The organism is Bacteroides sp. HPS0048, assembly GCF_964240755.1.
GTDB classification, from domain to species: domain Bacteria; phylum Bacteroidota; class Bacteroidia; order Bacteroidales; family Bacteroidaceae; genus Bacteroides; species Bacteroides nordii.
The window spans coordinates 17,611-41,876 of the sequence record NZ_CAXSVC010000001.1 but is presented as its reverse complement, the minus strand read 5'-3'; the positions used below and the strand labels follow the sequence as shown (position 1 = coordinate 41,876).

The 24,266-nt window shown below is 38.1% G+C and carries 20 protein-coding genes; 4 read left to right on the top strand and 16 right to left on the bottom strand.

Going from position 1 to position 24,266, the window contains the following annotated elements; translation table 11 throughout:
- Window positions 1–2: 2 nt before the first annotated feature.
- The 9 genes from ACESQI_RS00165 to metK all read right to left on the bottom strand — a co-directional run bounded on the left by ACESQI_RS00165 (window position 3) and on the right by metK (window position 12,936).
- On the bottom strand, window positions 3–1,025 hold the full coding sequence (locus ACESQI_RS00165) for a leucine-rich repeat protein (protein ID WP_368107029.1): 1,023 nt from the start codon (window positions 1,023–1,025) through the stop codon (window positions 3–5).
- 21 nt (window positions 1,026–1,046) lie between these two features.
- Complete coding sequence (locus ACESQI_RS00160) at window positions 1,047–2,696, bottom strand: leucine-rich repeat protein (RefSeq protein WP_256142107.1); 1,650 nt, start codon at window positions 2,694–2,696, stop codon at window positions 1,047–1,049.
- A 17-nt stretch (window positions 2,697–2,713) separates the two neighbouring features.
- Complete coding sequence (locus tag ACESQI_RS00155) at window positions 2,714–3,799, bottom strand: leucine-rich repeat domain-containing protein (RefSeq protein ID WP_256142106.1); 1,086 nt, start codon at window positions 3,797–3,799, stop codon at window positions 2,714–2,716.
- Between the two features lie 13 nt (window positions 3,800–3,812).
- The gene (locus ACESQI_RS00150; protein ID WP_256142105.1) at window positions 3,813–5,093 is read right to left on the bottom strand and encodes a tail fiber domain-containing protein; all 1,281 of its coding nucleotides are present in this window, start codon (window positions 5,091–5,093) and stop codon (window positions 3,813–3,815) included.
- A gap of 54 nt (window positions 5,094–5,147) precedes the next feature.
- Window positions 5,148–6,386: a T9SS type A sorting domain-containing protein gene (locus ACESQI_RS00145; protein WP_256142104.1), complete on the bottom strand. Its 1,239-nt coding sequence runs from the start codon at window positions 6,384–6,386 to the stop codon at window positions 5,148–5,150.
- A 318-nt stretch (window positions 6,387–6,704) separates the two neighbouring features.
- Window positions 6,705–7,112: a DUF3244 domain-containing protein gene (locus ACESQI_RS00140; protein WP_373125312.1), complete on the bottom strand. Its 408-nt coding sequence runs from the start codon at window positions 7,110–7,112 to the stop codon at window positions 6,705–6,707.
- A gap of 176 nt (window positions 7,113–7,288) precedes the next feature.
- A complete protein-coding gene (locus ACESQI_RS00135) occupies window positions 7,289–8,995 on the bottom strand; it encodes a tetratricopeptide repeat protein (protein ID WP_373125311.1) in 1,707 nt (568 codons plus the stop codon).
- A gap of 332 nt (window positions 8,996–9,327) precedes the next feature.
- Window positions 9,328–11,118: a helix-turn-helix domain-containing protein gene (locus ACESQI_RS00130; protein WP_279209722.1), complete on the bottom strand. Its 1,791-nt coding sequence runs from the start codon at window positions 11,116–11,118 to the stop codon at window positions 9,328–9,330.
- 525 nt (window positions 11,119–11,643) lie between these two features.
- Window positions 11,644–12,936 (bottom strand): methionine adenosyltransferase, encoded by a 1,293-nt coding sequence (metK, locus tag ACESQI_RS00125; protein ID WP_373125310.1) that lies wholly within the window; start codon window positions 12,934–12,936, stop codon window positions 11,644–11,646.
- Window positions 12,937–13,159: 223 nt separating this feature from the next.
- Between metK and ACESQI_RS00120 the strand changes: the two genes are divergently transcribed.
- Window positions 13,160–13,342 (top strand): hypothetical protein, encoded by a 183-nt coding sequence (locus tag ACESQI_RS00120; protein ID WP_081768103.1) that lies wholly within the window; start codon window positions 13,160–13,162, stop codon window positions 13,340–13,342.
- Here ACESQI_RS00120 and folK read toward each other — a convergent pair.
- The 7 genes from folK to ACESQI_RS00085 all read right to left on the bottom strand — a co-directional run bounded on the left by folK (window position 13,317) and on the right by ACESQI_RS00085 (window position 18,606).
- Window positions 13,317–13,784, bottom strand: a complete 468-nt coding sequence (gene folK, locus ACESQI_RS00115; protein ID WP_373125309.1) for a 2-amino-4-hydroxy-6-hydroxymethyldihydropteridine diphosphokinase — start codon at window positions 13,782–13,784, stop codon at window positions 13,317–13,319. The genes ACESQI_RS00120 and folK overlap by 26 nt on opposite strands.
- A 103-nt stretch (window positions 13,785–13,887) precedes the next feature.
- Window positions 13,888–14,943, bottom strand: a complete 1,056-nt coding sequence (gene queA, locus ACESQI_RS00110; protein WP_002558532.1) for a tRNA preQ1(34) S-adenosylmethionine ribosyltransferase-isomerase QueA — start codon at window positions 14,941–14,943, stop codon at window positions 13,888–13,890.
- Between the two features lie 19 nt (window positions 14,944–14,962).
- Window positions 14,963–15,676, bottom strand: coding sequence for a tRNA pseudouridine(55) synthase TruB (truB, locus tag ACESQI_RS00105; RefSeq protein WP_002558531.1), 714 nt, complete (start codon window positions 15,674–15,676; stop codon window positions 14,963–14,965).
- Complete coding sequence (locus ACESQI_RS00100; RefSeq protein WP_002558530.1) at window positions 15,676–16,530, bottom strand: undecaprenyl-diphosphate phosphatase; 855 nt, start codon at window positions 16,528–16,530, stop codon at window positions 15,676–15,678. Before ACESQI_RS00100 ends, truB begins: the two co-directional genes overlap by 1 nt.
- Window positions 16,531–16,532: 2 nt before the next feature.
- Entirely contained in the window at window positions 16,533–16,772 is a 240-nt protein-coding gene (locus tag ACESQI_RS00095; protein ID WP_002558529.1) for a DUF3098 domain-containing protein, read from the bottom strand.
- Between the two features lie 53 nt (window positions 16,773–16,825).
- Window positions 16,826–17,707: an ABC transporter permease gene (locus tag ACESQI_RS00090; RefSeq protein ID WP_007483168.1), complete on the bottom strand. Its 882-nt coding sequence runs from the start codon at window positions 17,705–17,707 to the stop codon at window positions 16,826–16,828.
- On the bottom strand, window positions 17,707–18,606 hold the full coding sequence (locus ACESQI_RS00085) for a methyltransferase domain-containing protein (protein WP_007483166.1): 900 nt from the start codon (window positions 18,604–18,606) through the stop codon (window positions 17,707–17,709). Before ACESQI_RS00085 ends, ACESQI_RS00090 begins: the two co-directional genes overlap by 1 nt.
- Window positions 18,607–18,873: 267 nt before the next feature.
- Here ACESQI_RS00085 and ACESQI_RS00080 point away from each other — a divergent pair, with 267 nt between their 5' ends.
- From ACESQI_RS00080 to ACESQI_RS00070, 3 genes are all read left to right on the top strand, one after another.
- A complete protein-coding gene (locus ACESQI_RS00080; protein WP_002558526.1) occupies window positions 18,874–19,461 on the top strand; it encodes an RNA polymerase sigma-70 factor in 588 nt (195 codons plus the stop codon).
- A gap of 136 nt (window positions 19,462–19,597) precedes the next feature.
- On the top strand, window positions 19,598–20,602 hold the full coding sequence (locus tag ACESQI_RS00075; RefSeq protein ID WP_195661062.1) for a FecR family protein: 1,005 nt from the start codon (window positions 19,598–19,600) through the stop codon (window positions 20,600–20,602).
- 110 nt (window positions 20,603–20,712) lie between these two features.
- Window positions 20,713–24,264: a TonB-dependent receptor gene (locus ACESQI_RS00070; protein WP_223381677.1), complete on the top strand. Its 3,552-nt coding sequence runs from the start codon at window positions 20,713–20,715 to the stop codon at window positions 24,262–24,264.
- The last annotated feature ends 2 nt before the right edge of the window (window positions 24,265–24,266 follow it).

Sequence of the window (24,266 nt, the reverse complement as noted above, 5' to 3'; positions counted from 1 at the left end):
CCTTAAAAATTTAATTTAATTGTATAATTACTCCCATCTTCATAAATAACCTGTAGTAAACCGAAAAATCCATCAAGAGAAGAAATATCACAAATCGTATGACAACTATTCACCTGATTCTTTTCACGTACAATACTCCCATTTAGATTGATTAACCTTACCGTATCCATCGACTTTAAAGCTTCTATGTAAATTGCTCCATCCACACGATTAACTTTCAAAGAAGAAACCGAATCTTCAGAAATTCCTTGTGGAGGTCCAGGAGTATACCCTTTTATAGTCCCGAACGTATTCCACTGAGAAGCAGTTTTATATAATTCTTCAGACTCTTTTGGAACCAATAAAGTACTATTGCCAACATTGTTTTCAGTAAACACTTCACCTTCCAATTCGGGAGGAATTAATACATCACATTTAAAATTTAAATTATAAGATGATGACTTTGAACGTATTGGTATATCCTTATAAATATCATCAAATGCGTGCTCTCGAATTAAATGCACACTACCAGGAATGTAAATTCCAGAACGGAAGTAACAATCTTGAAATGCGTACCTGTCAATTATTTCAATATTCTCTAAATAACCAACTATAATTCCAGGAGCTATATGTACAGTTTTCCTATCTTCTGAATAGACAAAACCATTCTCTGACACTTGGCAATAAGAATTACCCTGACTAACTTCAAAATACCTTTCAGCAGTTAGCCCAAAAACATGATTTCCAAGAATTGGAAACTTTCCTGTAATGATAAAATGGGATGCCCCATAATAAAAAGCAGAATCGTTTATATGAGTTAATGTAGTTGGCAATGTCACTTTTTCAACCCAAGCTCCTACAAATGCTTTTTTACCTATGATCTCCGTACCTTCAGGTATTATATATTCTTTATAAAACTTATCTGTAGGATACTTTATCAAAGTCTTTCCATCAGCTGAGAAGGTAACTCCATCAACAACTCTATTTTGTGAACACAACAAAGTGCTCCAAAATATGAAAATCGAAAATTGTAAGATTCTATTCATAATTCTTTCCGATTAAATTAATTAGAAGTTTAATTTGAGAACTTCACTATCTCCGTCTTTAAAAATCACATGTAGTAAACCGAAAAATCCATCAAGAAAAGAAATATCACAAATCGTATGACAACTATTCACCTGATTCTTTTCATGTACAACATTTCCATTTAAATCGATTAATCTTACTGTTTCCAATGGCTTTAAAGCTTCTATGTAAATTGCTCCATCCACGCGATTAACTTTCAAAGAAGAAACTGAATTTTCAGAAATTCCTTGTGGAGGACGAGGAGTTTCTATAGTTCCAAATGTATTCCACTGAGGAGTGGCTTTGTATAATTCCTCAGATCCTTTTGGAACCAATAAAGTACTATTGCCAACATTGTTTTCAGTAAACACTTCACCTTCCAATTCGGGAGGGGTCAATGCATCACAGGCAAATTTGAAATTATAATACGAAGGCTCTGAACGTGTTGGCAAGGCAGGTTTAATATCATCAAAGGCATGCTCTCTAATCAAACGCACACTATTAGGAATATAAATATCTCCATAACGGAAGTAAGTATCTTGAAATGCATACCGGTCTATTATTTCAACACAACAATAAGAATAATGCTGGAAATCTCTTGGAGCAAAATGTAAGACTTTTCCGTCATTTGAATAAACACTCCCATCCTCTGATGTATGACAATATGGATTATCGTTATCAGTAATAATAGAAATACTTTTATCATAAAAAATATGCTTCCCGAGAATTGGAAATTGTCCTGTAACAACCAAAAAAGAATTATAAGAGATATTATCATAAAAAGCAGAATCGTTTATGTGAGTCAATGTGGTTGGTAGTATCATTTTCCCAATGTTAGCTCCTCCCATAACCTTTGTACCAATTTCTCTAACCCCCTCAGGAATTCTATCATATGTTTTACATGCCGGCACTAAAAGCAAACACTTATTATCTTTTGAATAAAGAGCACCATCGATAGAAACACAATTACAATCATCTCCCATGACATTAAATGAAGAAATTTTAGTTCCCGCAAATATCCCCAATCCTCTATTGGCAGGGAACTGCTTCCAAGTAACCGAAATGGCTTGACACCAGGAAAATGCATAATCTCCAATCTCCTTCAAAGTAGAAGGAAGTATAAGTTCATTCACATGAGCCCCTTCAAAAGCATATTCAGAAATAATTTCTGTACTCTCGGGAACTATATACTTATTTTTAGGTTCAAGACTGTTATATGTAGGAAAATGGAGTAATACCTTTTTGTCAGATGAAAAAAGTACGCCATCAATTGCAATACAATTTAGACACGTTTCTGATGTCTGAAACTCTTTAATTGGATTATTAACAAATATGGGACTTACTATTTGCTGAGGATATGTGTTAAAAACTACAATTTCCAAACAAGAACAAGATTTTATAGCTTGCGAATTCATTTTCATTAAAGATGAAGGTAGAGTAATCTTGCGTAAATGTTCATTCATATCAATTGCATATGACATTATAATTTCCGTACCTTCGGGTACCACATACTCCTCGTCTGTTTTATCTTTCGGATATTTAATCAGAGTCCTTCCATCTGTTGAGAAGGTAACCCCATCAACCACTATATTCTGAGAATACAACAAAGTACTCCAAAATATAAAAATCAAAAATTGTAATATTCTATTCATAAATTCTTTCCGATTAATTAAAAGTTTAATTTAATAACTTCTCTATCTCCATCTTTATAGACTACTTGTAGTAAACCAACAAACTTACCACATATAGGAATATTTAAAGAAAAACTATTATCAACTACCTTTTTATATATAATATATCCATCTATGTTTACTATTTCTACTGAATAAATATTTTTCTCTGAATCTATATGAAGGTTATTATCAGAAATATTCATTCTCAAAAATGATACTTCATTATTCGAAATTCCTTGTGGTAGATGAGTCCCAGATATACACCTAAATTCATTCCATTGAGGAGATGCTTTATACAATTTTACAGATTCCTCCAAAACAAATAAATAAGTATAACCCACATTTTCTTTATTGAAAACTTCTCCATCTAATATAGGAGGTTCTGATGCCCAACAAGTATACGATACAACTCCCCCAGAACGAACAGGTTCAACACTTTCTACATTATCAAAAGCATGTCCACCGATGACTCTTACAGAAGAAGGGATTACTATTTCTCCGTAATCAATCCAGCAATTTTGAAAAGCGCCTCTATATATGATTTCAACTCCCTCCGGAATACGAATGATTGCCCCCATAGGAGCAGCATACAGAATCTTATCATCCATGGAATAAATGAATTCATTATCTGTCATTTTGCAATACAAATTATTTTCATCAACATAAAAATGTCTAATGGCATTTGCAAAAACATTTCCTTTTAGAATTGGAAACTCACCTGTAATCGTCAGATTAATCCCAATACTTCTTAAACTATAAAAAGCACTATCACCTATACTTTTGAGCTTCTCTGGTAATTCAAGATAATATATATTACTCTTGCAAAATGCTTTGGCAGGAATTTCTTCTATATCTACTTCTCTCATAACCAATTCTTCCAATTGAGGCATGTATTCTCTGAAAATAACAAAATCATTATCATTCATTCCACCAATTAAGGTTAACTTTTTCACTTTAGCCAATTGTGTTTCTGTGAGATTATCTTTCAATGTACCAGGAGTAATATGCAAAGTTAAAGACTCTTGTGCTTGAAGTAAATCACAGCAAATACTAATAAAGAAATAGAGCATTATTTTTTTCATAATTACCTCACATTTATTCGGTTAATATCATCTTTTTCGTATCAACTTCTTGGCCATCTACAATCAATGAATACATATACATTCCCGGAGTCAACTCATAGCCATTGATAGTTACCGAACCATTTCCTCGTGACTCAATATTGAGCTGTTTTATCTGTTTTCCTTGAAGGTTATAGATATGAATACTGGCTCTGGAAGATGCTTCGGGGATAAAGAAAGAAATAGTAGTCTGTTCCTTAAAAGGATTGGGTATATTGGAATAAAGTTTGGCTTTCAGCTTTTCATCCAGCAATGAGTTTACATCTGATTGTTCATCTACAGCACCAATAGCAGATCTGGTTTGAACGATCTTAGATTGTCTTAATTCATCAATTTCGTTCTGCTGTTTATCTATTTCGTTTTGTTGTTCTTTGATGGCTTCCACTAATAAAGGAATAATTTCAGAATAAGCAATGGCCTTCTTTCCATTGGGTAATGTATAAACAGCTTCCGGGAATATTTCTTCCAATTCCTGAGCGATAAAACCGGACTTCTTTCTTTTCTTTTCAGCTTTTATCTTATTAACGATTTCAACCGGTACAGGAGACTGAGCGGATAAAGTATCTCTGGAAGAAACATCACTTTGAAGAGTGCTTGCAGTAGTTGATTCATCAGCCTGTTCCTTTAACTTATAGGTAACACCTCTCATTTGTCTGATCGTATTCAGGCTATTGTTTATTGAACTTATATTTTCTTTATAGGATTCATCAGAAGCTGTCAGTATACTACCCTTTGAATAGACACTTCCATCACCGGCTACATAAAAAACAAGCGGACTCCCACCATTACGCACGTCTCTTACAACATAAGCCATATCGGTATCACGCCATGAATAAACTTTTATGATATCACCATAATCATAGGGGTACTTTGCATAAGCCATTAATGCAGATCTCTCCCCATAAGTATATATGTTAATATACTCAGGAGTATCCAGTTCTATAGAGGGATCGGCTCCAAGACCAATACCACCATCTTTACAGATTGTTATTCCATGTTTTGCTATTCCTCCAAAATTTAAATAGCCATAATCTCCGTTAGAATATAATTTAAAAAGAAGAGGATTGGACAATGCGCTGTTATAAATAGCCAATCCGCCGGCAGTACCTGCCTTTCCAATATCCAGAAGGCTGTACTTGGGAGTAGTAGTACCAATTCCAACTTTACCATTTGAAAGCACTTTCAATTGTGCATGACTCGCTGAGCAGCAGAAGAAAAGAATAATTGAGATGAAAATTGCATTGTTAGTTTTCATGAGTGTGTGTTTTTAAAGTTATTAATAATAGCAATAGTTTAGCCCTAATTTCTCCTACTTAGTTAGGATCATTCTTTTCACATCAATCACATTTCCATCAACGATCAAAGAATACAAATACATACCTGCCTCCAGTTGGCTACCCGCCAAAGTAACAGAGCCCTCACCTTTTTGAGATAAAGTGAATTGCTCAATCTGTTTACCGCTCATATTATAGATAAGTAAATTGGCTTTTTGGGCATCTTGTGGGATAATATATTTGATCACCGTATTATCTGTAAAAGGATTAGGCATATTTTGAAATAATTCCGGTGCTATGATATCCCTGTACTCAGAAGAAGAGTCATCATCTCCACCTTTTGATACAGCCGCTCTCGTAAAGCCTTTATCTGATTTCAGATTATTCACTTCCATGGCCAACTCTTGAATAGATTGTACCAATAGAGGAATCATTTCAATATAATTAATGCTCAGTTCGCCTTGTGCATTTTCATACACCAGATCGGGATATACTTCTTTCAGTTCCTGTGCAACAAAGCCATAATGCGCTTTAGAATAAGCCTGAGCCTCCTCCACCGAAAGTTCCAAAGAACTAATCGCCAGGCTATCGCCTGCATTTCTAACCTTGGAAACATTCTGTGCGGCAGGTTGCTCTAAATTGTAGCGAACAGAATTCAACAGCCTCAGTTTATCTGTTACATTTACATCAGCAGCAGAAACCCTCGATAAAGGAGACAGACTTTGCTGAGAAATAGCCGTAGGAGTTAATAGCTGACCATAAATACTAGCAGTCACGTATACATTGCCTCTGAAAAAGCCGGCATAACGCCCCGGAACAGATTCTCCCCAATCATAAGCATTGGAAGTGCCATATATACCCGCTCCATTGACAGAACCATCAAGAGCTCCTAAAACACCAAAGTTATACCCGGAAGTACAATTCCCGGCTCTTCCAAATACCCCATACGCACGCCCACCTCCTAAAGGTGAACTGGCAACGGTATATCCACGTGTACCTATATTGAAAGAATTTGCCTCAGGCGTAGCATCTCCTGTTATACCGATCCCCCACCCACCGTTCGGTGCTACTCCTGTACGATGCACCATTATACCTCTTTTCGTTGATTCAACAAAAACATCACTTTCCGTATTACCATTCCCATTTACACTTATCGTAGATAAAGGAGTTACTCCACTTTTAACAGCAACATTACCATTAGGATTCACTGTTAATTGAGCAGATGCGAATGAACAGACAAACAGCAGACATGTAAAACATAAAATCTTTTTCATAAGTAAATGTATTTTAAGATTAGACATCCAAAATCAGTGATATGTATCAGAAATATAACAACAGCCAATAAACCTCTAAAGATAAACAAAATTCTATAATAATAAAGCAAAAAGATGTCTTAATACAAATAATTAAAAGAAACTTAAGTATCCCTCCTCCAGATTTCTTTCAACATCTATATTTCAGACATCTTCTTAAAATTGTCTTACAAGTATATAATAGTTATTTCATTGCTGATAAATTCACTTTTCCATACTTGTAACCATCTCCTAATTTCAATACTAACACCATAGTACTTTTTAAGTAGATATACATCATTATAACGAGAATTCAGCCCATAAAGCAGTAGCATCCCCCATAACATCCAATCGATAATCACCAGCCTCTTCTGCATCTAAGTTTATAAATACCACCTCCGGCGTAGCAAAATTCTCAGAATAAACCACTTCGCCCGTAGAAGCATTAACTACTGTAATAATAACATCTTTAATGGAAGACGAAAAATCAAGACGCATCGTTTTCTCACACATGAAAGCCTTTACAGGTGTAAGGGCTGGACTACGCAGTATTGTATCATCACTTGAATTTGAAGAATGCCCTCTTAAAGGAATCGAATACCATACCAGTCCATTCGTTACATCATCTTTTAGAACTTCTTCAGCCGCAACCGGCTGACTATACAATGCAGTAGAAATAATGAATAAAAAAAAGAATAATTTTGCCATAATATTTTTGTTTTATATTTACTGTCAAAATTACACGATTTATTCACAAATCAGGGTATAATACATGTGTAGTTATTTGTTAAAGCGCAAACCTATAAATAACTGATTTACAATAAATTAATAAATAAAATAAAAATAGAAAAGTGTAATTTACATGAATACTCCTCCAATTTCAATCAATATGCCTTAATAAAAGTCTCTAAAGATGAAGAAATATTTAGCTCGATCCTTTCAATCACCAGGTCACGCCGCTTATACATCATATTAATGGTACGTCCACAAAGACAAGCAATATCCGAATATTTAAATCCCATTTTCAGTAAACAACAAAAGTGAATATCATCTTTCTTCAACATAGGAAATTGATTGGACAACCTTATGGTAAAGTTATTAGTAATATCATCCAACTCTGATATTATCTTTCCCCAAAGCTTAATGTCTATTATTTCTTTTGATCCTTTCTCATCCTTATTTCTCTCTATCATTAAAATCAAGCTTTTAAAGACGGGAAGAGAATGAATAAGTTTATCAAGCAAATTGTCTCTCTCAGCATATACCGTTTTTAACTGCTTATCCAACACATAGATCTTCGCTTTATCCCCTTCACACTGCCCAATAAGTTCGTGCAAACGTTGTATCTCAGCCAATTTATTATTAAAAAGTTCTTTTATAGAAGATCGCTCTTCATCCAATTGCATAAGTCTCTTACGATATTTTTTCCGTTTACATACAAAATAAATCAACGACAATATTAATATAGTAACAATGGAAGAAATAGCAAGCCATTGCCACTTTGCAAGAGATTTATACTGAATAAGATAACGTTGGTTTATCATTCTTTCCAGACTCTTAATTGTTTTTACCGGATAAGATAAAGTAGAAGCCAAATTATCATAAACGATGCAAGAGTCTTTCCATTGCAGTGATTGAACCAAAAGTCCTTTCTCTGCTGCGATATCACTAAGAAGCCTATATGCCCAATACTTTGTATGATAGTTAGAAGAAAACAAACTCTTCTTTAAATAGAAATTTGCAGAATCATTCTGATTCAAATGATAAAATGCATCACCCAATATCAAATAACCATCTATATTTTTAATCGAGTCCAGTTGAGTATAAATATATTCTCTCCCGAGTTGTATAGCATCATCATATCGTCCCATATTACTATACAAAAATAGTAATGAATTAGTAGCTGCTCGTTTTACGGACATATTGTTATTACTTTCCGCATATTCAAAAGCCTTCAATAACTTATGCTCAGCTTCCCCATAATATTCCTTACCTCTCTGAATAGCAATAGACGCCCGATTAATCAATATAAATGCCCAATACAAAGAGTCTCTCTTTGATAATGCCACTTCTTCTGCTCTCTGATAATAAGAATCAGCTTCATCAGGCAAATCATGCTCCTTTAAAAAATGCCCTAAATTAGCAGCAGACAAACAGATAAAATCAGAATCCTTCACACCCTCAGCCAATTGTAAAGCAATCAAGAATTCACCCACGGAAGCAGATACACTATCCATATCCTGATAAACCCGGGCCAGATAATAATGAGCTTTCATCCGCAAAACATCATTATTTCCCGAATCATAATAGTCCACTACTTTATGCATCACTGAGTCAGTAGTATGTTTTATGTAATTCTTGTCTTTGGCCTGCGTTAGCAATAATGCATAATATGCCCTGTCTGCCCGTAAAAGTGTATCTGTATTGTCAATGCTTTCAAGCAGTGATAAAGCACTATCGGGATGATTTACCATCAGAGAATCAACCCGTTGCAAGACAGTAAGTCGATTATTGCCACCGGAAAAGTAGCAAGAGGACAAAGATAGCCCTATCAGGGCAAACAGAATAGCGCGTCTTATAAGATGTGTCATAGTTGCAAATATAGAAAACCTTTGGTTATTTAAAATGAATACCTAAGAATATATTCTTTAAGGGTATAAATCTATATACCTGAAAAGAAGAAAAAAGAGCGTACCTACAAACATAAATACAAGAGTTTAAGCTTCAAAACATCCGGATGTTCTTACATACAACACCCGGATGTTATAAATCAGAACATCCCCATGTTTTCATCCAAAACATCCGGATGTTTTGACTCTATCTCACAAGGAGGAAGTACATGAGAAGAGTACATCTTATAGTTATAAAGAACAGTTGTTTTACATGGCAAAGATACATAGAAGTATAGCATTTAAAAACAACTTTACCCTATTACATTCTCAATGTATTTCGATGGTGAAACCCGATAGAACTCTTTGAACTTCTTTCCAAAATATTTTGCATCACAATAACCTACCATGGTTGCTACCTCGGTGACACTGTATCGCTGTGTGGCAAGCAAGGTTCTGGCTTTATCCATTTTAAAAGCAAGGATATAGTATTCGGGCGCTTTCCCTATAATTTCTGTCATTTTACTATAGAATTTAGTACGGCTCATTCCCATGTCTGCACTCAACATCTTTATTGTATACTTTCTTTCAAAAAGATTCTCCTCCAGGAATTTTTGCACTTTATTCATAAACAAAATGTTTTCATCATCCTTTGTAACCATTTCAGGAAGAACAGCAGAAGAATTCTTTGCCAAAAGCTCTTTGAGACGTTCGCGCTGTAAAGTATGTCTGGCTATCAGCATCCGGATATCTGCTTTGAGCTTACAAATATTGACCATACGCCTTTCCAACTTATCAGCGCCACAATGAATATGGGTGAGGTAACTCTCATTATCATCGGAGTTTATCAGAAGAACAACAGGGACATTGGCCATATTGGTATCTGATTTTATCTGAGAGCAAAGTTCGTCTCCATACGTACCATTAACAGTTTCGTCAATAATAATAGCATCCGGAATGGATAAACCTGAAAAAGAGAAAACCTGTTCCGGCTTTTCAAGGGTTGTCATTCGAAAAGATGCTGAAAACGTTTCATTCAGATAATCACTTAGCTCTTTATCTGCCATCACCAATAGAACAAACGGAGCTTTATCCGACTCCAACGGTAACTTTACATCAATAACCTCGCCTTTACCATTGGCACAAACAGCCTTATCACCATTCTGCACACAATTCTCCGGCACCGGCTGTTTTGTTATATTACAATTTAAAGGAACAACAATTTGAAAAGTAACTACTCGTCCACGACTATTTACTATCAGTTTTCCACCATGTAAATGGATCACCTTTTTTACCAATCGAAGACTTCCGTAACGATGTACTAATCCCGGTCCGAAAATTAGTGTAAACAGTCTTTCATATTTATTTTCACACTTTGGACAGTTGGTTATTTGCAGACTCCATTGGTCATTAAGATGAGATACCCTAATATCTATACAACTATCACAGGGCGTATTATCAATCACCTTATTCAAAAGGCACCGAAGAGCAGCAGTCATAGCAATTTCATTCACATGACAACTGAGATAATTGAAACTCTTACTGACATTTAATTGTATCCGGTGTATATTAGCATACACACGGCACTGATCAGTAATCAGAGCCAGGTACGTATAAAGTTCAAACTCAGTAGTACTAAATCCAGGATGCATTATTTCCTTCATAGCACTCAATGCAATCACATTTTTATGACAATCTATGACATAATTAATGTGCCCAAGTGCCCGTTTTGCTTTTTTTGAGACAGATTCGGGAATAGTATCAGAGGTAAGATCCTCCAGCAGATTCTGTATAAGTGTCATGGGAGTTTGTGCTTTATCAATTATACTCAATGAAATTCCTAACTTTTCGTGAGAAAGTAATTGTTTGTTATGTATTATCCTATTATATGCCATCAGGGAGATAAGTATTCCTATCACCAACGTATCAAGCGGATGAAACCATAAAGTGGACCATAATGATTCAACAAGAGTGGAAACCACCTGATGTTGATCAATAAAGCATTCTTCCTCACTCAATTGAGCAGAAATTAAAAACCCGGGGTATGCACCACTAAGCCTTACACTCTGCAAAACAATTAGTAAAAATATAAAATCAAGTCTCATGTGATTAAGTAAATATTAAATTATTTATTACTCAAGAAAGCTATGATCTCCTGTTCTTCTATTACCTAAAATAATTTCTTCATACTCTTCCGATGCAAGTATATGGCTTTTTACACAGCCGGGTTGGGTACTATCTTTCAAAATATATAGGTAATATTTATCAGGAAGATTTTTTGTGGCAGTTCAAAAAATACAAGGAATGTGTAAGGTAGATCAGTAAAAAATGGTCCGAATTCAAAAAAATGTATCCGGATGAATCAAATTTAAAATTACGACTAATCGATGGGACAGAGTATGGAATACAAGTGGAATTTTATGTTAAAGAAGGGTATATTATATCACTGTTTATCAAGTAAATACCAATAATAAAATCAATGATATTATGTAGTTATATCCAAATGAGAGCTTGTGTTTATACTTGAATACTTTCAAATTATCTCTTAAAAAAGAAGAGAGCCGCCTTCTATAGCCTATGGCATAGAAGAGCGGCTCTCTATAAATAAATAGCTGTAAAGCTACGCTGATTTACAAGCCAAAAGCAGCTTTCACTTTGTCTACATAGTCCAGTTTCTCCCAAGTGAAGAGCTCTACTTCAATAGTCTTAGTGGGCTGATAGCGAGAAGAGAAAGTCTTGGTTACTACATGGGGTTCACGTCCCATATGTCCATAAGCAGCAGTTTCGCTGTAGATAGGATTACGTAACTTCAAACGTTCTTCAATAGCTTTCGGACGAAGATCAAATAATTCGTCAATCTTTTTAGCTATTTCACCGTCACTCATCTTCACATTACTGCGTCCGTAAGTATCTACATAAATGTTGATAGGACGAGCCACACCAATAGCATAAGACACTTGCACGAGCATTTCGTCGGCCACACCGGCAGCAACCAGATTCTTAGCAATATGACGGGCAGCATAAGCAGCACTGCGGTCTACCTTGCTAGGATCCTTGCCAGAGAAAGCACCACCACCGTGTGCACCTTTACCACCATAGGTATCTACAATGATCTTACGCCCTGTAAGACCTGTATCGCCATGAGGACCGCCGATAACAAACTTACCGGTTGGATTCACATGATAAATGATATTGTCATTAAACAAAGCCAATACGTCTGCATGATGAATAGAAGCAATCACACGGGGCATCAATATCTCGATAACATCTTTACGGATGATAGCAAGCATCTCTTCGTCAGCCTTCAACTGAGCCTCTGCAGAATCGTCTGCCGGCTGGATAAAGTCGTCGTGCTGGGTAGATACCACAATTGTATCAATGCGTACGGGTTTGCCGTTGTCATCATATTCAATAGTCACCTGGCTCTTGGCATCGGGGCGGAGATAGGTCATTTCCTTCCCTTCGCGACGAATATCTGCCAAAACAAGCAGGATACGATGTGCTAAATCAAGAGAAAGCGGCATGTAATTTTCCGTTTCGTTAGTAGCATAACCAAACATCATTCCCTGGTCGCCTGCACCCTGATTCATCGGGTCTTCGCGTTCTACGCCACGGTTGATGTCGGCACTTTGCTCATGAATAGCAGAGAATACACCACAGGAATTACTTTCAAACATGTACTCACCTTTGGTGTAACCGATTTTCTTAATTACTTCACGTGCTACAAGCTGTAAGTCAATGTATGCACTGGTTTTCACTTCTCCCGCCAGCACTACCTGTCCGGTAGTCACTAAGGTTTCGCAAGCTACTTTCGAACTGGGGTCAAATGCCAACAGTTTGTCAAGTACAGCGTCCGATATTTGATCGGCCACTTTGTCGGGGTGTCCTTCAGACACCGATTCGGACGTGAATAAATATCCCATTTTAATTAAAAATTAAAAGTTGAAAATTGAAAATTAAAAATCAAATGAGAAAAGACAAGATGAGTAGGGGAGTGCCATCCGGCACACAGAAAGGAATGTTGTTTTAGCATTTTTTTCTGTGGTTGCAAGCTACTCAAATCTTTCCACATTTCATTTCGAATGCAAAGGTAGAGATTATTTCTGATTAATTACTAACTTTGGTCCATATTAACATCATTTTCGTATGAAGAAGAGAATAAAAAGAGTACTTATTTTGTTGGCATACATCGGAGTAACGATAGGAATCTATTATGTCATTTGCATGCTGATGCACAAGCCATTTACAGAGCTACATTATCTATATGCAGCATTAATAGGATGCATCGCCTATCTGCCTCAGTTTATTGCGGAGAAAAAGAAGAAGTAAAAAGTTCTTTCATTGTTTTGTGAAGCACTGGATGCATCACATCGGGAGCAATCTCCGCTAGAGGTTCCATTACAAACCGGCGTTCGACCATTAGAGGGTGGGGGAGGATTAGTCCTTCTTCATCCATAATTGTATCGCCATAAAGCAGCAAATCGATATCTATAAGCCGATCTGAATATACTCCACCCACAGACTTACTTGTACGCCCCAACTCCCGTTCTATCGCCTGAGTTTCCTTCAATACCTCCAAAGGCTGGAGAGGGGCCTCTACACAAACTACAGCATTCAAAAAACTATTATCAGAAGCAAATCCCCAGGGAGCAGTCACATAAAAAGCGGAAAGGGAAACAATCTTCCCTATCCGCTCTTCTATTTTTTGTACAGACATCCGGAGATTCTGCTCTTTATTTCCTAAATTAGTTCCAAGCCCTAAATAAACCATGATAATGAGTGATGAGTGATAAGTGATGAGTGATTAGCGATTAGTGATAAGCATACGCCGCATGGCACTAATCACTTATCACTAATCATTAATCGTTATTTTCCTAGTCTATAATCAACATTGCATCCCCATAGGTACCAAAACGGTAACCTTCCTTCATTGCCACATGATAAGCATCCATTACCTGATCATATCCGCCAAAAGCGGCAACAATCATCAACAGGGTAGACAATGGCATATGGAAATTAGAAATCATCGCATTGGCTACTGTAAATTCATACGGTGGGAAAATAAACTTATTTGTCCAGCCTTCGTATTCCTTCAGATGTCCGTCTGTGCTTACAGTACTCTCGATAGCACGCATTACAGTAGTACCTACGGCACATACATTTCTACCCAGATCTTTGGCACGATTCACCGTTTTTACGGCTTCGCCGGTAACAAACATCTGTTCCGAGTCCATTTTATGCTTGGTAAGGTCTTCTACGTCAATATCACGGAAATTACCCAAACCGGCATGCAATGTGATATAAGCAAAATCAATGCCTTTAATTTCCATCCGTTTCATCAATTCACGGCTAAAATGCAAGCTGGCAGTAGGCGCCGTTACAGCTCCTTCGTTCTTTGCAAAGATAGACTGGAAACGTACCGCATCTTCTTCTTCTACCGGACGATTAATGATAGAGTGGGGCAGTGGAGTTTCACCCAACGCATAGAGTGCTTTCTTAAATTCGTCATGGGGACCATCATAGAGGAAACGCAATGTACGTCCACGTGAAGTGGTATTATCGATTACTTCAGCCACCATTGAATCATCGTCACCAAAATAAAGTTTATTACCGATACGGATTTTACGGGCCGGATCTACCAATACATCCCACAAACGAAGTTCTTCATTCAGCTCACGCAATAAGAACACCTCAATACGTGCACCGGTTTTCTCCTTATTACCATACAAACGAGCCGGGAATACCTTCGTGTCATTGAAAATAAACACATCCTTATCATCAAAATAATTCAAGACGTCTTTAAACATCTTATGTTCAATCTCACCCGTTTTACGGTGGAGTACCATTAAACGCGATTCATCTCTGTACTTCATCGGATGCAGAGCTATTTTATCCTCTGGTAACTTAAATTTAAATTGTGACAGTTTCATATCTATTCTCCTTATTACGTTAATTATCTTCTGTTATTTCAATCTCTTGCTGGTCTATCCAGTCTGCAAAGTGTTCGGGATCAAGACAATCCTCCAATTTAACCTCACCTACGCGGGTACGAACCAATCCTGTCAGATGGGCACCGCTGTGAAGCGCTTCACCAATATCACGGGCCAATGCACGAATATAAGTTCCCTTACTACAAACCACCCGGATTTTTATCTCCATCTTCTCCAAATCACATGCCAGTAACTCTATCTCGTCAATGGCCAGCAATTTAGGCTTCAATTCGACCTCTTGCCCTTTACGTGCCAGATCGTAAGCACGGGCACCATCTACTTTACAAGCCGAGAAAGCCGGAGGAATCTGCTGAATCTCTCCTAAAAACTGCTTCAATGCTTCTTCGATCTTCTCACGGGTTATATGCTCCGTGGGATAAGTTGCATCTATCTCATGTTCCAGGTCATAAGACGGAGTAGTAGCTCCCAATTGTATGGTAGCAATATACTCTTTAGTATGATACTGAAACTCTTCTATTCTCTTAGTCGCCTTACCTGTACATACAATCATGACTCCCGTAGCCAGAGGATCTAACGTACCTGCATGTCCTACTTTCAATTTCTTTACTTTCATCCTCCGGCAGATGTGATAACGTATGTGGCCTACCACCTTAAACGATGTCCATCCCAGAGGTTTATTGAAAAAAAGTACTTCTCCTTCTTTAAAATTCATTAAGCAATCTCTAAATTATATCCACACATCAACAGCACTAAAATTGTTCCTCCTACGATAATACGATACCAACCGAAAGCTTTGAATCCATACTTTGTAACAAAACTAATAAAGAACTTAATGGCCAGCAACGCCACTACAAAAGCAACCACATTACCAATGATCAAGGCAGACATATTGTTCATTAATACTTCTGTTCCGCCATCCAAAAAGAGTTTCAGCACCTTGTATCCGGTAGCTGCAAACATAGTAGGAACAGCCAGAAAGAAAGAAAATTCGGCAGCATCCTTTCGTGTCATCTTCTGGGCCATTCCACCCACGATAGTAGCCATTGAACGCGAAACACCCGGTATCATAGCAATACACTGGAACAATCCGATATTAAATGCTTTCTTTTCCGTCATCTTAAAGTCCTTGTCACTTTTAGAAAATATTCTGTCACAAAACAGCATAAATATACCACCTATCACAAGCATTACAGCCACCACTACCACACTTTCCAACAAAGCATCTATTTCGTCACTAAACAATAGGCCAAGAACTGCCGCAGGGATAAATGCCACCAAAAGCTTCCAGTAAAAATCAAACTTATGCAAAAAGCGTTTAAGGGGCGAAGCACCCTCAGGCAATGGGGTATGATTTAAACGGAAAAAACGCTTCCAGTAAAGGCAAACTACCGAAAGAATAGCACCAAACTGAATAATCACCGTAAACGCTTTTACAAATTCGGTACTTTCCACTCCCAACAAAGCCTGTGTTATAATCATATGTCCGGTGGAGGAAACAGGCAAAAACTCAGTCAATCCTTCTACAATAGCAATAATAATAGTTTGTATCGTCGTTAAATCTCCCATACTTATTCTTCTATTTTAATTTTAGGTTTGCGCAACACTGCGTATATCATAAAAATAAAGCCCAGGAAGCAAACTACCGGTGCTACTTTTATTCTTCGTACACTGAAAATATCCGGTTCAAAAACGGTCTCTGTAGAAGAAGGCCCCGTCATAAGGATAAAACCAATAATAACTACCGCCATTCCGATAGCAAGTAAAATGAAATTGGTCTTGTCAAAGGCAAATTTTTGTTTGTCAGCCATAATGTTATTTACTATTTACGATTTACAATTTACGATTGAAATTACACGCTGTGTTATATGTAATACAGCGTACTGGCTTTCATCCTCAAGTATTTATTGATGGACAAATAAGCACACAGAAACGTAATTACGACACCAAATATCAATACCGAACCGGAAACCAATAACATCACTTCAGGAGTTATCACACGAATCAGTTCCGGTTCATAAGACACCAACCAATAGGCAGTTCCCATCAGGATAGCATCGGCCATGATACCTGCCAACACACCACTCCATATATTCCGTCGTAAAAACGGACGGCGGATAAAGCCCCAACTGGCTCCCACTAACTTCATGGTATGAATGAGGAAACGCTTGGAATAGATGGCCAAACGTATGGTATTGTTGATCAAAGCGAAAGAAATGAGAGCCAGTACCACTGCCAGAGCAAGCAGTACAAGACTGATATTCCGTATATTATCGTTCACCAAATCAATTAATTCGCGCTGATAGAGTACATCTTGTATATTGGTGTTCTTCTTTATCATTTTCTCTATCTTGGCAATACTGTCCGAATTAGCATAGTCAGAATGCAGTTTGATCTCAATCGAAGCAGTAAAGGGATTATATCCCAGGAACTCTTCCGGATCAGTTCCCATGGCTTCACTCTGCTCTTTCAGAGCTTGTTTCTTTGATATGTATTCTGTTTGCTTCACAAAAGGCTCTTTATCCAGCTTCTTCTGCAACTTTAGAATATCAGCCTCTTTCATATCATCACTGATGAGAACTGAAAAATTAATATTTTCACGGACATAGATAGAAAGATTATGCGCCCCCAGAACAAAAAACACAACGAGTCCCAACAACAACAATACCAACGTAGTACTGATACTGGACGTTATGAATTGCATGTCGAAATAAGACACCGAATTATTTTTGTTTTTATTCTTCATCAGCGTTTTTTTCTAAATACGTAAATCATAGAACTACTTCTCTCTTTCTTCGTTAAGGTACCAAGCCATGCCATTGTTCCTACCCACATACCCTTCATAAAAGGGAAAGAACTACCCCGGTGCTTTTCACTCAACATTGATACATAAAATGCATCAAACGGCATCGGATGGCGTGCTGCCATAATAAAACCATGTTTGGAAGCAAATTGCTGTATTGTAACCGGAGTGAAATGCCATAAATGACGGGGTACATCATACGCCGCCCAATATTTGCCATACTTAACGGCATCATACGAAGAGCAGTTAGGTACAGCCACAATAAGAACACCTCTGTCTGATAAAAGCTCCCGAAGACGTTCCCAGGTTTCATCAAGATGTTCCAGATGTTCCATCACATGCCACAAAGTAATCACGTCAAATGAACCCGCTTCGAATTCCTGCAATTCTTCTTCCGCCTTCACATCCAGTCCGAAATGCTCTTGGGCAAACATACGTGCCTGAGCATTCTTTTCGATAGCTTCCACTTTCCAGCCACGTTGCTCCATCGTTGAAGCAAAATAACCGGTTCCTGTACCGATATCAAGCAAACGTCCTGATTTGCGATGAGACTCTTTGGCTACAAGACGTGCCTTCTTACCCAACATGTACTTACGTACCTGATGGTAAATAGCGTTCATTGCCCCTTTTTTTGTATCAGAATGGGAAATATAATCGGGAGTTTCATAATAGCGTCCTATTTCTGCTTCTACAGGAACACCCTGTGTGAAAGTAAATCCGCAGTCCTCACAGGAAAGCACATCAAACTGTTCACCCGATGCATAGTAATCCGTACAAGTCATGACACGCTTCAAGTGCGTGCCACCGCATAGCGGACAAGCATTTATAGAGAGTTTATTCATTGATTATTGCCATAAATTAAGTGCGGCATTGAGTCACAAGACCGCACTTCACCCGAATTTGGTGCAAAGAAACAAATAAAAAGTGATGTAAGGTAGTTTCTTTGAGGTCTTTTAACAGATAATGCAATCCAAATGCAATATGCTGATAAAAAGTTTATTCCTTTGATACACTACACACAGGTAAAATCAATATCAGCATGACGAATATTAGATTTTTTATTTAACTTCGTAGCCATATTCAACCAGAATACCTTAATAAGTTTAGACATGGAAAAGATAGACAAAGAAATAGTTTTATTACTTATCAACGGTAGTCATTCGGCTTTCTCCAAAATATACGTAAAGTGTCACCGGCAATTTTTCCTGTTGGCATTACGTTATCTGAAATCAAAAGAAATGGCAGAAGATGCAGTACAATACTCATTTATGAGATTGTGGGAAACCCGTACTCAGATCGATGCGGAACAGGGAGTGGAACCTTACCTGTACGGCATTCTTAAAAACCACCTGTTAAATACCTACAAATTTCATCAGCTGACTCTCGAAAAAAAAGAAGAAATAATATTGGGAATGCCGCTTTTTGAAGAAGAGAATATTACACAAACCCTGTACAGAAAGCAGCGTAACGAGGCGATACAAAAAGCTTTAACCTTGTTGCCACCCCAAAAACGCCGTATTTGCCAAATGAAAATCTTCGAAGGGTTATCCAATGCCGAAATAGCCGAGCAACTCAATATTACCGTAAACACCGTAAAAGTATCCTATTATAAAGCTATATTGTCATTGCGTGAAAGCCTCAACGAAAAAGATTTCATCTGCATTTGCATGGTATTGCTTAGTGCCTCCTTTTCCTAAACCAGAACTACACCTCGGTTTGTTTATAAATGTTAAATATCAAAAGCCGAGTAATACTTTTCTCCACTACGATTTTACTCTATATACAAGGCGAAAGTAAGGAGTATTTTTCTCATTACAACCTAAAACTAATAAAATGACAACAGAAAACCACTACCCAATCACAGACGAAGAGATCCGGCTTTATTTATGTGATGCTTTGCCACCGGAGCGACGGGCTGAAATACGTCGCTGGTTCGGCACTGAAGAAGGACAACTCTATTTATCCGAAATCATTGATGAAGATGTTGCCCGTATTCTGATGGGTGAGGAACTACAAAGCACGGAATCCATAAAGATACAGCCACTTTGTATGCCAGCCCCGGTAGAAAAAAACAAAAAACATCTTCAAGCCACCATCGGATGGTGGTTACGCCACATCGCAATATGGATCCCTGCTATTTTATTATTAGCCACCGGAGGATACATATATTACAATCAAACACAATCTCCCCGGTTTGCCGAAATATACGTCCCCAAAGGAGATATGCAAACAATTATCTTTCAGGATGGAACCAAAATTATACTGAATGCCGACTCCCGGTTAAAATATACTCCCGGTTTCAAATTATTTAGCCGGGAAGTGGAATTGGAAGGAGAAGCTTACTTTGAAGTAGCCAAAAATAAAATCCGTCCATTTACAGTACACACCTCAGGAATTGACATAAAAGTACTGGGAACAAAATTCAATGTAAAAGCATATACCGATGAGTCGGATATTACTACCACGCTAAATCAGGGTCATGTCCGGGTAAGCGATATCCGGGGGGAAAGCCTGGAATTGTTTCCGGGAGAACAAATTATCTACGAAAAGAAAAACGGAACAATGCATAAGCGTTCTCTTGAAAATGTGTCGGACTATTCAGGCTGGAAGACAAACAGCCTATACTTCACAGACACTCGTCTTGATGATATATCCAAAGAATTATCCCGCAAATTCAACAAAGAAATTGTATTGATGGATCAGTCTTTAGAGAATTCCATATACACAATATCATTTAATAACATGCCTCTGGATTCAATTCTGGAAGATTTAACGCGCATTTCTCCGATTAAATATGAAAAGATCAACGACAAGATATTAATATACAAGAGAAAATAAAAAAAGGTAGTCAATAAAGGAATAGGGCCCTTCCATCGACTACCAATTTTATTCATATTAAAATTCAAAACAAAAGTATGAAAATTTTGCCAGTTTTTATCAGAAAACGAATGATAAAGATTCGATTTTTTAATATTCTTAAAAAAGAATCACATTCATTCGTTCTAAAAGTCACAGTAGCAATACTATTCCTCTTCAACACAGGAATGCTTTATGCTCAAAAGGTTTCGGTCCGGTACAAAGACGTGCCCTTAAAAACCGTACTAAATGATGTTGCCAAACAATCTAAACTCCGCCTGGCATACAGCGGCAGTTTTACGGATTTGTCAGTGAAGGTTTCGGTGCAGGCATCCGCAAAAGATGTGAAAGAAGTACTTTCCGAGTTAACTCAAAAAACAAATGTAAATTTTGAAATACGGAACGGAAGTATCTACATTTTTCTGAAAGAACCTCCCCAAAAAGAAAAAAAAGAGAAAGCAAACTTCTCATTGTCCGGAACTGTTTATGACGAAAATAATCTCCCTTTGATAGGCGTCAATGTACTGATCAAAGGTTCCACCAAAGGAACAAGCTCCAACATGGATGGAGAATTCACCATTACAGCGGAGAAAGGGGATATTCTCGTATTGTCATATCTGGGATACACTTCGAAAGAGTTAATTGTAAAAGGGAAAGAACCCATACGGGTAGTCATGTCGGAAGATACCAAAGTTCTCTCAGAAGTAGTAGTAATCGGATACGGTGCAGTCCGCAAAACAGATGTGACAGGAGCTATCTCCAGTATTAAAATGGATGAATTAAGTGTCACTACGCCAACACTCGAGCAAGCATTGGTAGGGCATGCTGCCGGTGTTGAAATCAAACAGACATCTGGAAGCCCGGGTGAAGGTTTATCATTGCGGGTTCGTGGAGTAGGTTCTATCAATGCCGGCTCAGAACCACTTTATGTAGTTGACGGATTCCCCACATCAAAAGATGTATATATCAACCCGAACGATGTGGCTTCCATCGAAGTCCTTAAAGATGCAGCATCAGCCGCTATCTATGGTTCACGTGCAGCCGGAGGCGTTGTTTTAATAACAACCAAAAGAGGTACAAACAGCGGACGGGCAAAAGTAGAATATGATTTTCAATACGGTTTTCAACAGGTAGATCACAAAATAAAAATGCTGGACGCTTATGGTATGCGCGATTTTTCAATAGAAAGTGCTAACAATGCTTACCGTGACTGGTGTATCAAAAACGGAAAGGAATATAGTCCATTACATAATAACGAGTACCGTATGTCTGTTGCCGGAGCAACCAGTGGAAAGATTTTCCAGATACCGGATATCTTTTTCAATTTCGAAACAGGACAACCCATTGAACCGGCTTATAATACAGACTGGCAGGACGCCATATTCTCCACAGCTCCCATTATGAAGCACAATCTGAACATTACCGGTGGTAATGACCGGGTAAAGTATATGGCCAGTGCCGGATATCTGGAACAAGACGGTATTATCGCACCATCTTATCATCACCGCTTTACGACGCGCTTCAACATTGACGGTAAGCTGACCGATCGTTTGAGTATAGGAGTCAACACGGCAGCCTCCTATACCAAAAACCGAATCGTACAGGCAGAAGGACGTCATTACAATGATGGTATCATTATGAGTGCTCTCGTGATGTTCCCGCAATTCCCGGTATATAACACAGATGGTTCATACGCCGTCGATCAGCAGATGCAATATGCGAGAAAATATTCCATAGCACCGGCTGAAAACCCCGTTGCATTGGCACATGAGATTGAAGATTTCCAAAAAAGATATATGTCATCCGTCTCGGGATATCTGGATTTGGAAATCGTAAAAGGCCTAAAAGCAAAGATCTATTCCGGAATGCAATATATATCCCAGACAGAAAGTTATTATCGCCCCTCAACAGTAGGAGGTACTATCATGAACACCGACGGCACAACGGCCGGTAGCGGATATGTAGGCGATCAACGGCTTTCAAGGGCTTCTTACAGTACACAAACCAATCTTGACTGGATATTGGAAGCAACCCTTAATTACAACCGTACCTTCGGAGATCATGGGATAAACATTTTAGGAGGTTACTCTATGCAGGAAAAAGTATATGATAACTCTTCCATCGGTGCCCGCAACTTTGTAGATGATACGATTCGGGAATTAAGTGCCCATGGAACTGCTCCCGGAGACAGTTGGGGAGATACTGATAAATTCGATTGGGCCATGATGTCTGTATTCGGGCGTGTAGTATACTCATGGAAAGATCGTTATACATTTACCGGCTCTCTGCGTGGTGACGGTTCATCCCGCTTTGGAAAAGACAATCGATGGGGAATGTTTCCGTCCGTTGCTTTAGGTTGGAATATATCCAATGAGGATTTCTGGACGAATCACATCGGAGAAAATTTCGGAGCAAAATTAAGAGTAAGCTGGGGTATCAGCGGAAACAATAACATCGGAAATTATGAGCATGTAGGGTATATGAGTGATTTAGGCGGTTACGTATTAGGCGGCCAAATAGTTCCCACACGTTATCCAAGCGCTTTCGTCGACAACTTACTGGGGTGGGAAAAAACAGATCAGTATAATGTCGGAATGGACTTGAGTTTCCTTAGAAACCGTATCACCCTGTCCGCCAACTATTACAACAGTATCTCGAATGACTTATTGTTCAATAAACCGGTATCGGCCATTGCCGGAGCAACTCAATATAAATCAAACCTGTCTAATGCCAAAATACGCAACACCGGCTTCGATATTCAAGTTGACGGACGCATCCTCACCGGGGTTGTAAACTGGAATATAGGAGCCAATCTTTCCCTGAACCGGAATAAAGTACTTTCGTTACCTGACTCTCAATCCATTGTCAGCATTGGGGAAAGAAGTGCTATCAGCCACATAACAATGGTTGGAAAACCCATCGGTTCTTTTTACGGGCTGAACAGTCTCGGAGTAATTTCAGAAGAAGAGTACCAACGGATACTGGTAGATAAACAACACATAGGTGAAGAAGGTTATCAGCTCACCGGCCCGGCCGTATGGAACTACGAAAATGTACAACCAGGCGATGCCAAATGGAAAGATGTCAATAATGACGGTAAAATCACAGATGATGACCGGGAGATATTAGGAGATAATTATCCGGATTTCACCTATGGATTCAGCACCAATATCAGCTACAAAGGATTAAGCTTAAGTGCTTCCTTTTCGGGAGTACAGGGAGCACAGGTTATCAGTTTCCAGAATTACTACTTGCTGAATATGGAAGGTACCTGTAATCAATTTGCATTGGCAGCCGACCGTTACAATGCCGTCACTAATCCCAATCCGGCTATGTATCGTGCCAATATTGCCACCACTAACAAAAACACCTATGGAGTGTCATCCTATATGGTGAACGATGCATCATACTTTCGTTGTACTAACATCACTTTAAACTATAACCTGCCTCAAAAATGGGTAGAAAAAATAAAATTAAGAGGTATCTCACTTTTTGCCTCCGTTGACAATGCATTTACGATAACCGATTACATTGGCTATAACCCGGATGTAAATTACAAGTCGGGCAATCTGATGCCGGGTTTCGACTGGGGAACTTATCCACTGGCACGAGCCTATAATTTTGGTTGTAAACTATCATTCTAAAA

Bases quoted from the DNA above. Each gene is read 5' to 3' on its own strand.
- ACESQI_RS00165 (WP_368107029.1), bottom strand. From the start codon at position 1,025: ATGAATAGAATCTTACAATTTTCGATTTTCATATTTTGGAGCACTTTG.
- ACESQI_RS00160 (WP_256142107.1), bottom strand. From the start codon at position 2,696: ATGAATAGAATATTACAATTTTTGATTTTTATATTTTGGAGTACTTTG.
- ACESQI_RS00155 (WP_256142106.1), bottom strand. From the start codon at position 3,799: ATGAAAAAAATAATGCTCTATTTCTTTATTAGTATTTGCTGTGATTTA.
- ACESQI_RS00150 (WP_256142105.1), bottom strand. From the start codon at position 5,093: ATGAAAACTAACAATGCAATTTTCATCTCAATTATTCTTTTCTTCTGC.
- ACESQI_RS00145 (WP_256142104.1), bottom strand. From the start codon at position 6,386: ATGAAAAAGATTTTATGTTTTACATGTCTGCTGTTTGTCTGTTCATTC.
- ACESQI_RS00140 (WP_373125312.1), bottom strand. From the start codon at position 7,112: ATGGCAAAATTATTCTTTTTTTTATTCATTATTTCTACTGCATTGTAT.
- ACESQI_RS00135 (WP_373125311.1), bottom strand. From the start codon at position 8,995: ATGACACATCTTATAAGACGCGCTATTCTGTTTGCCCTGATAGGGCTA.
- ACESQI_RS00130 (WP_279209722.1), bottom strand. From the start codon at position 11,118: ATGAGACTTGATTTTATATTTTTACTAATTGTTTTGCAGAGTGTAAGG.
- metK (WP_373125310.1), bottom strand. From the start codon at position 12,936: ATGGGATATTTATTCACGTCCGAATCGGTGTCTGAAGGACACCCCGAC.
- ACESQI_RS00120 (WP_081768103.1), top strand. From the start codon at position 13,160: ATGAAGAAGAGAATAAAAAGAGTACTTATTTTGTTGGCATACATCGGA.
- folK (WP_373125309.1), bottom strand. From the start codon at position 13,784: ATGGTTTATTTAGGGCTTGGAACTAATTTAGGAAATAAAGAGCAGAAT.
- queA (WP_002558532.1), bottom strand. From the start codon at position 14,943: ATGAAACTGTCACAATTTAAATTTAAGTTACCAGAGGATAAAATAGCT.
- truB (WP_002558531.1), bottom strand. From the start codon at position 15,676: ATGAATTTTAAAGAAGGAGAAGTACTTTTTTTCAATAAACCTCTGGGA.
- ACESQI_RS00100 (WP_002558530.1), bottom strand. From the start codon at position 16,530: ATGGGAGATTTAACGACGATACAAACTATTATTATTGCTATTGTAGAA.
- ACESQI_RS00095 (WP_002558529.1), bottom strand. From the start codon at position 16,772: ATGGCTGACAAACAAAAATTTGCCTTTGACAAGACCAATTTCATTTTA.
- ACESQI_RS00090 (WP_007483168.1), bottom strand. From the start codon at position 17,707: ATGAAGAATAAAAACAAAAATAATTCGGTGTCTTATTTCGACATGCAA.
- ACESQI_RS00085 (WP_007483166.1), bottom strand. From the start codon at position 18,606: ATGAATAAACTCTCTATAAATGCTTGTCCGCTATGCGGTGGCACGCAC.
- ACESQI_RS00080 (WP_002558526.1), top strand. From the start codon at position 18,874: ATGGAAAAGATAGACAAAGAAATAGTTTTATTACTTATCAACGGTAGT.
- ACESQI_RS00075 (WP_195661062.1), top strand. From the start codon at position 19,598: ATGACAACAGAAAACCACTACCCAATCACAGACGAAGAGATCCGGCTT.
- ACESQI_RS00070 (WP_223381677.1), top strand. From the start codon at position 20,713: ATGATAAAGATTCGATTTTTTAATATTCTTAAAAAAGAATCACATTCA.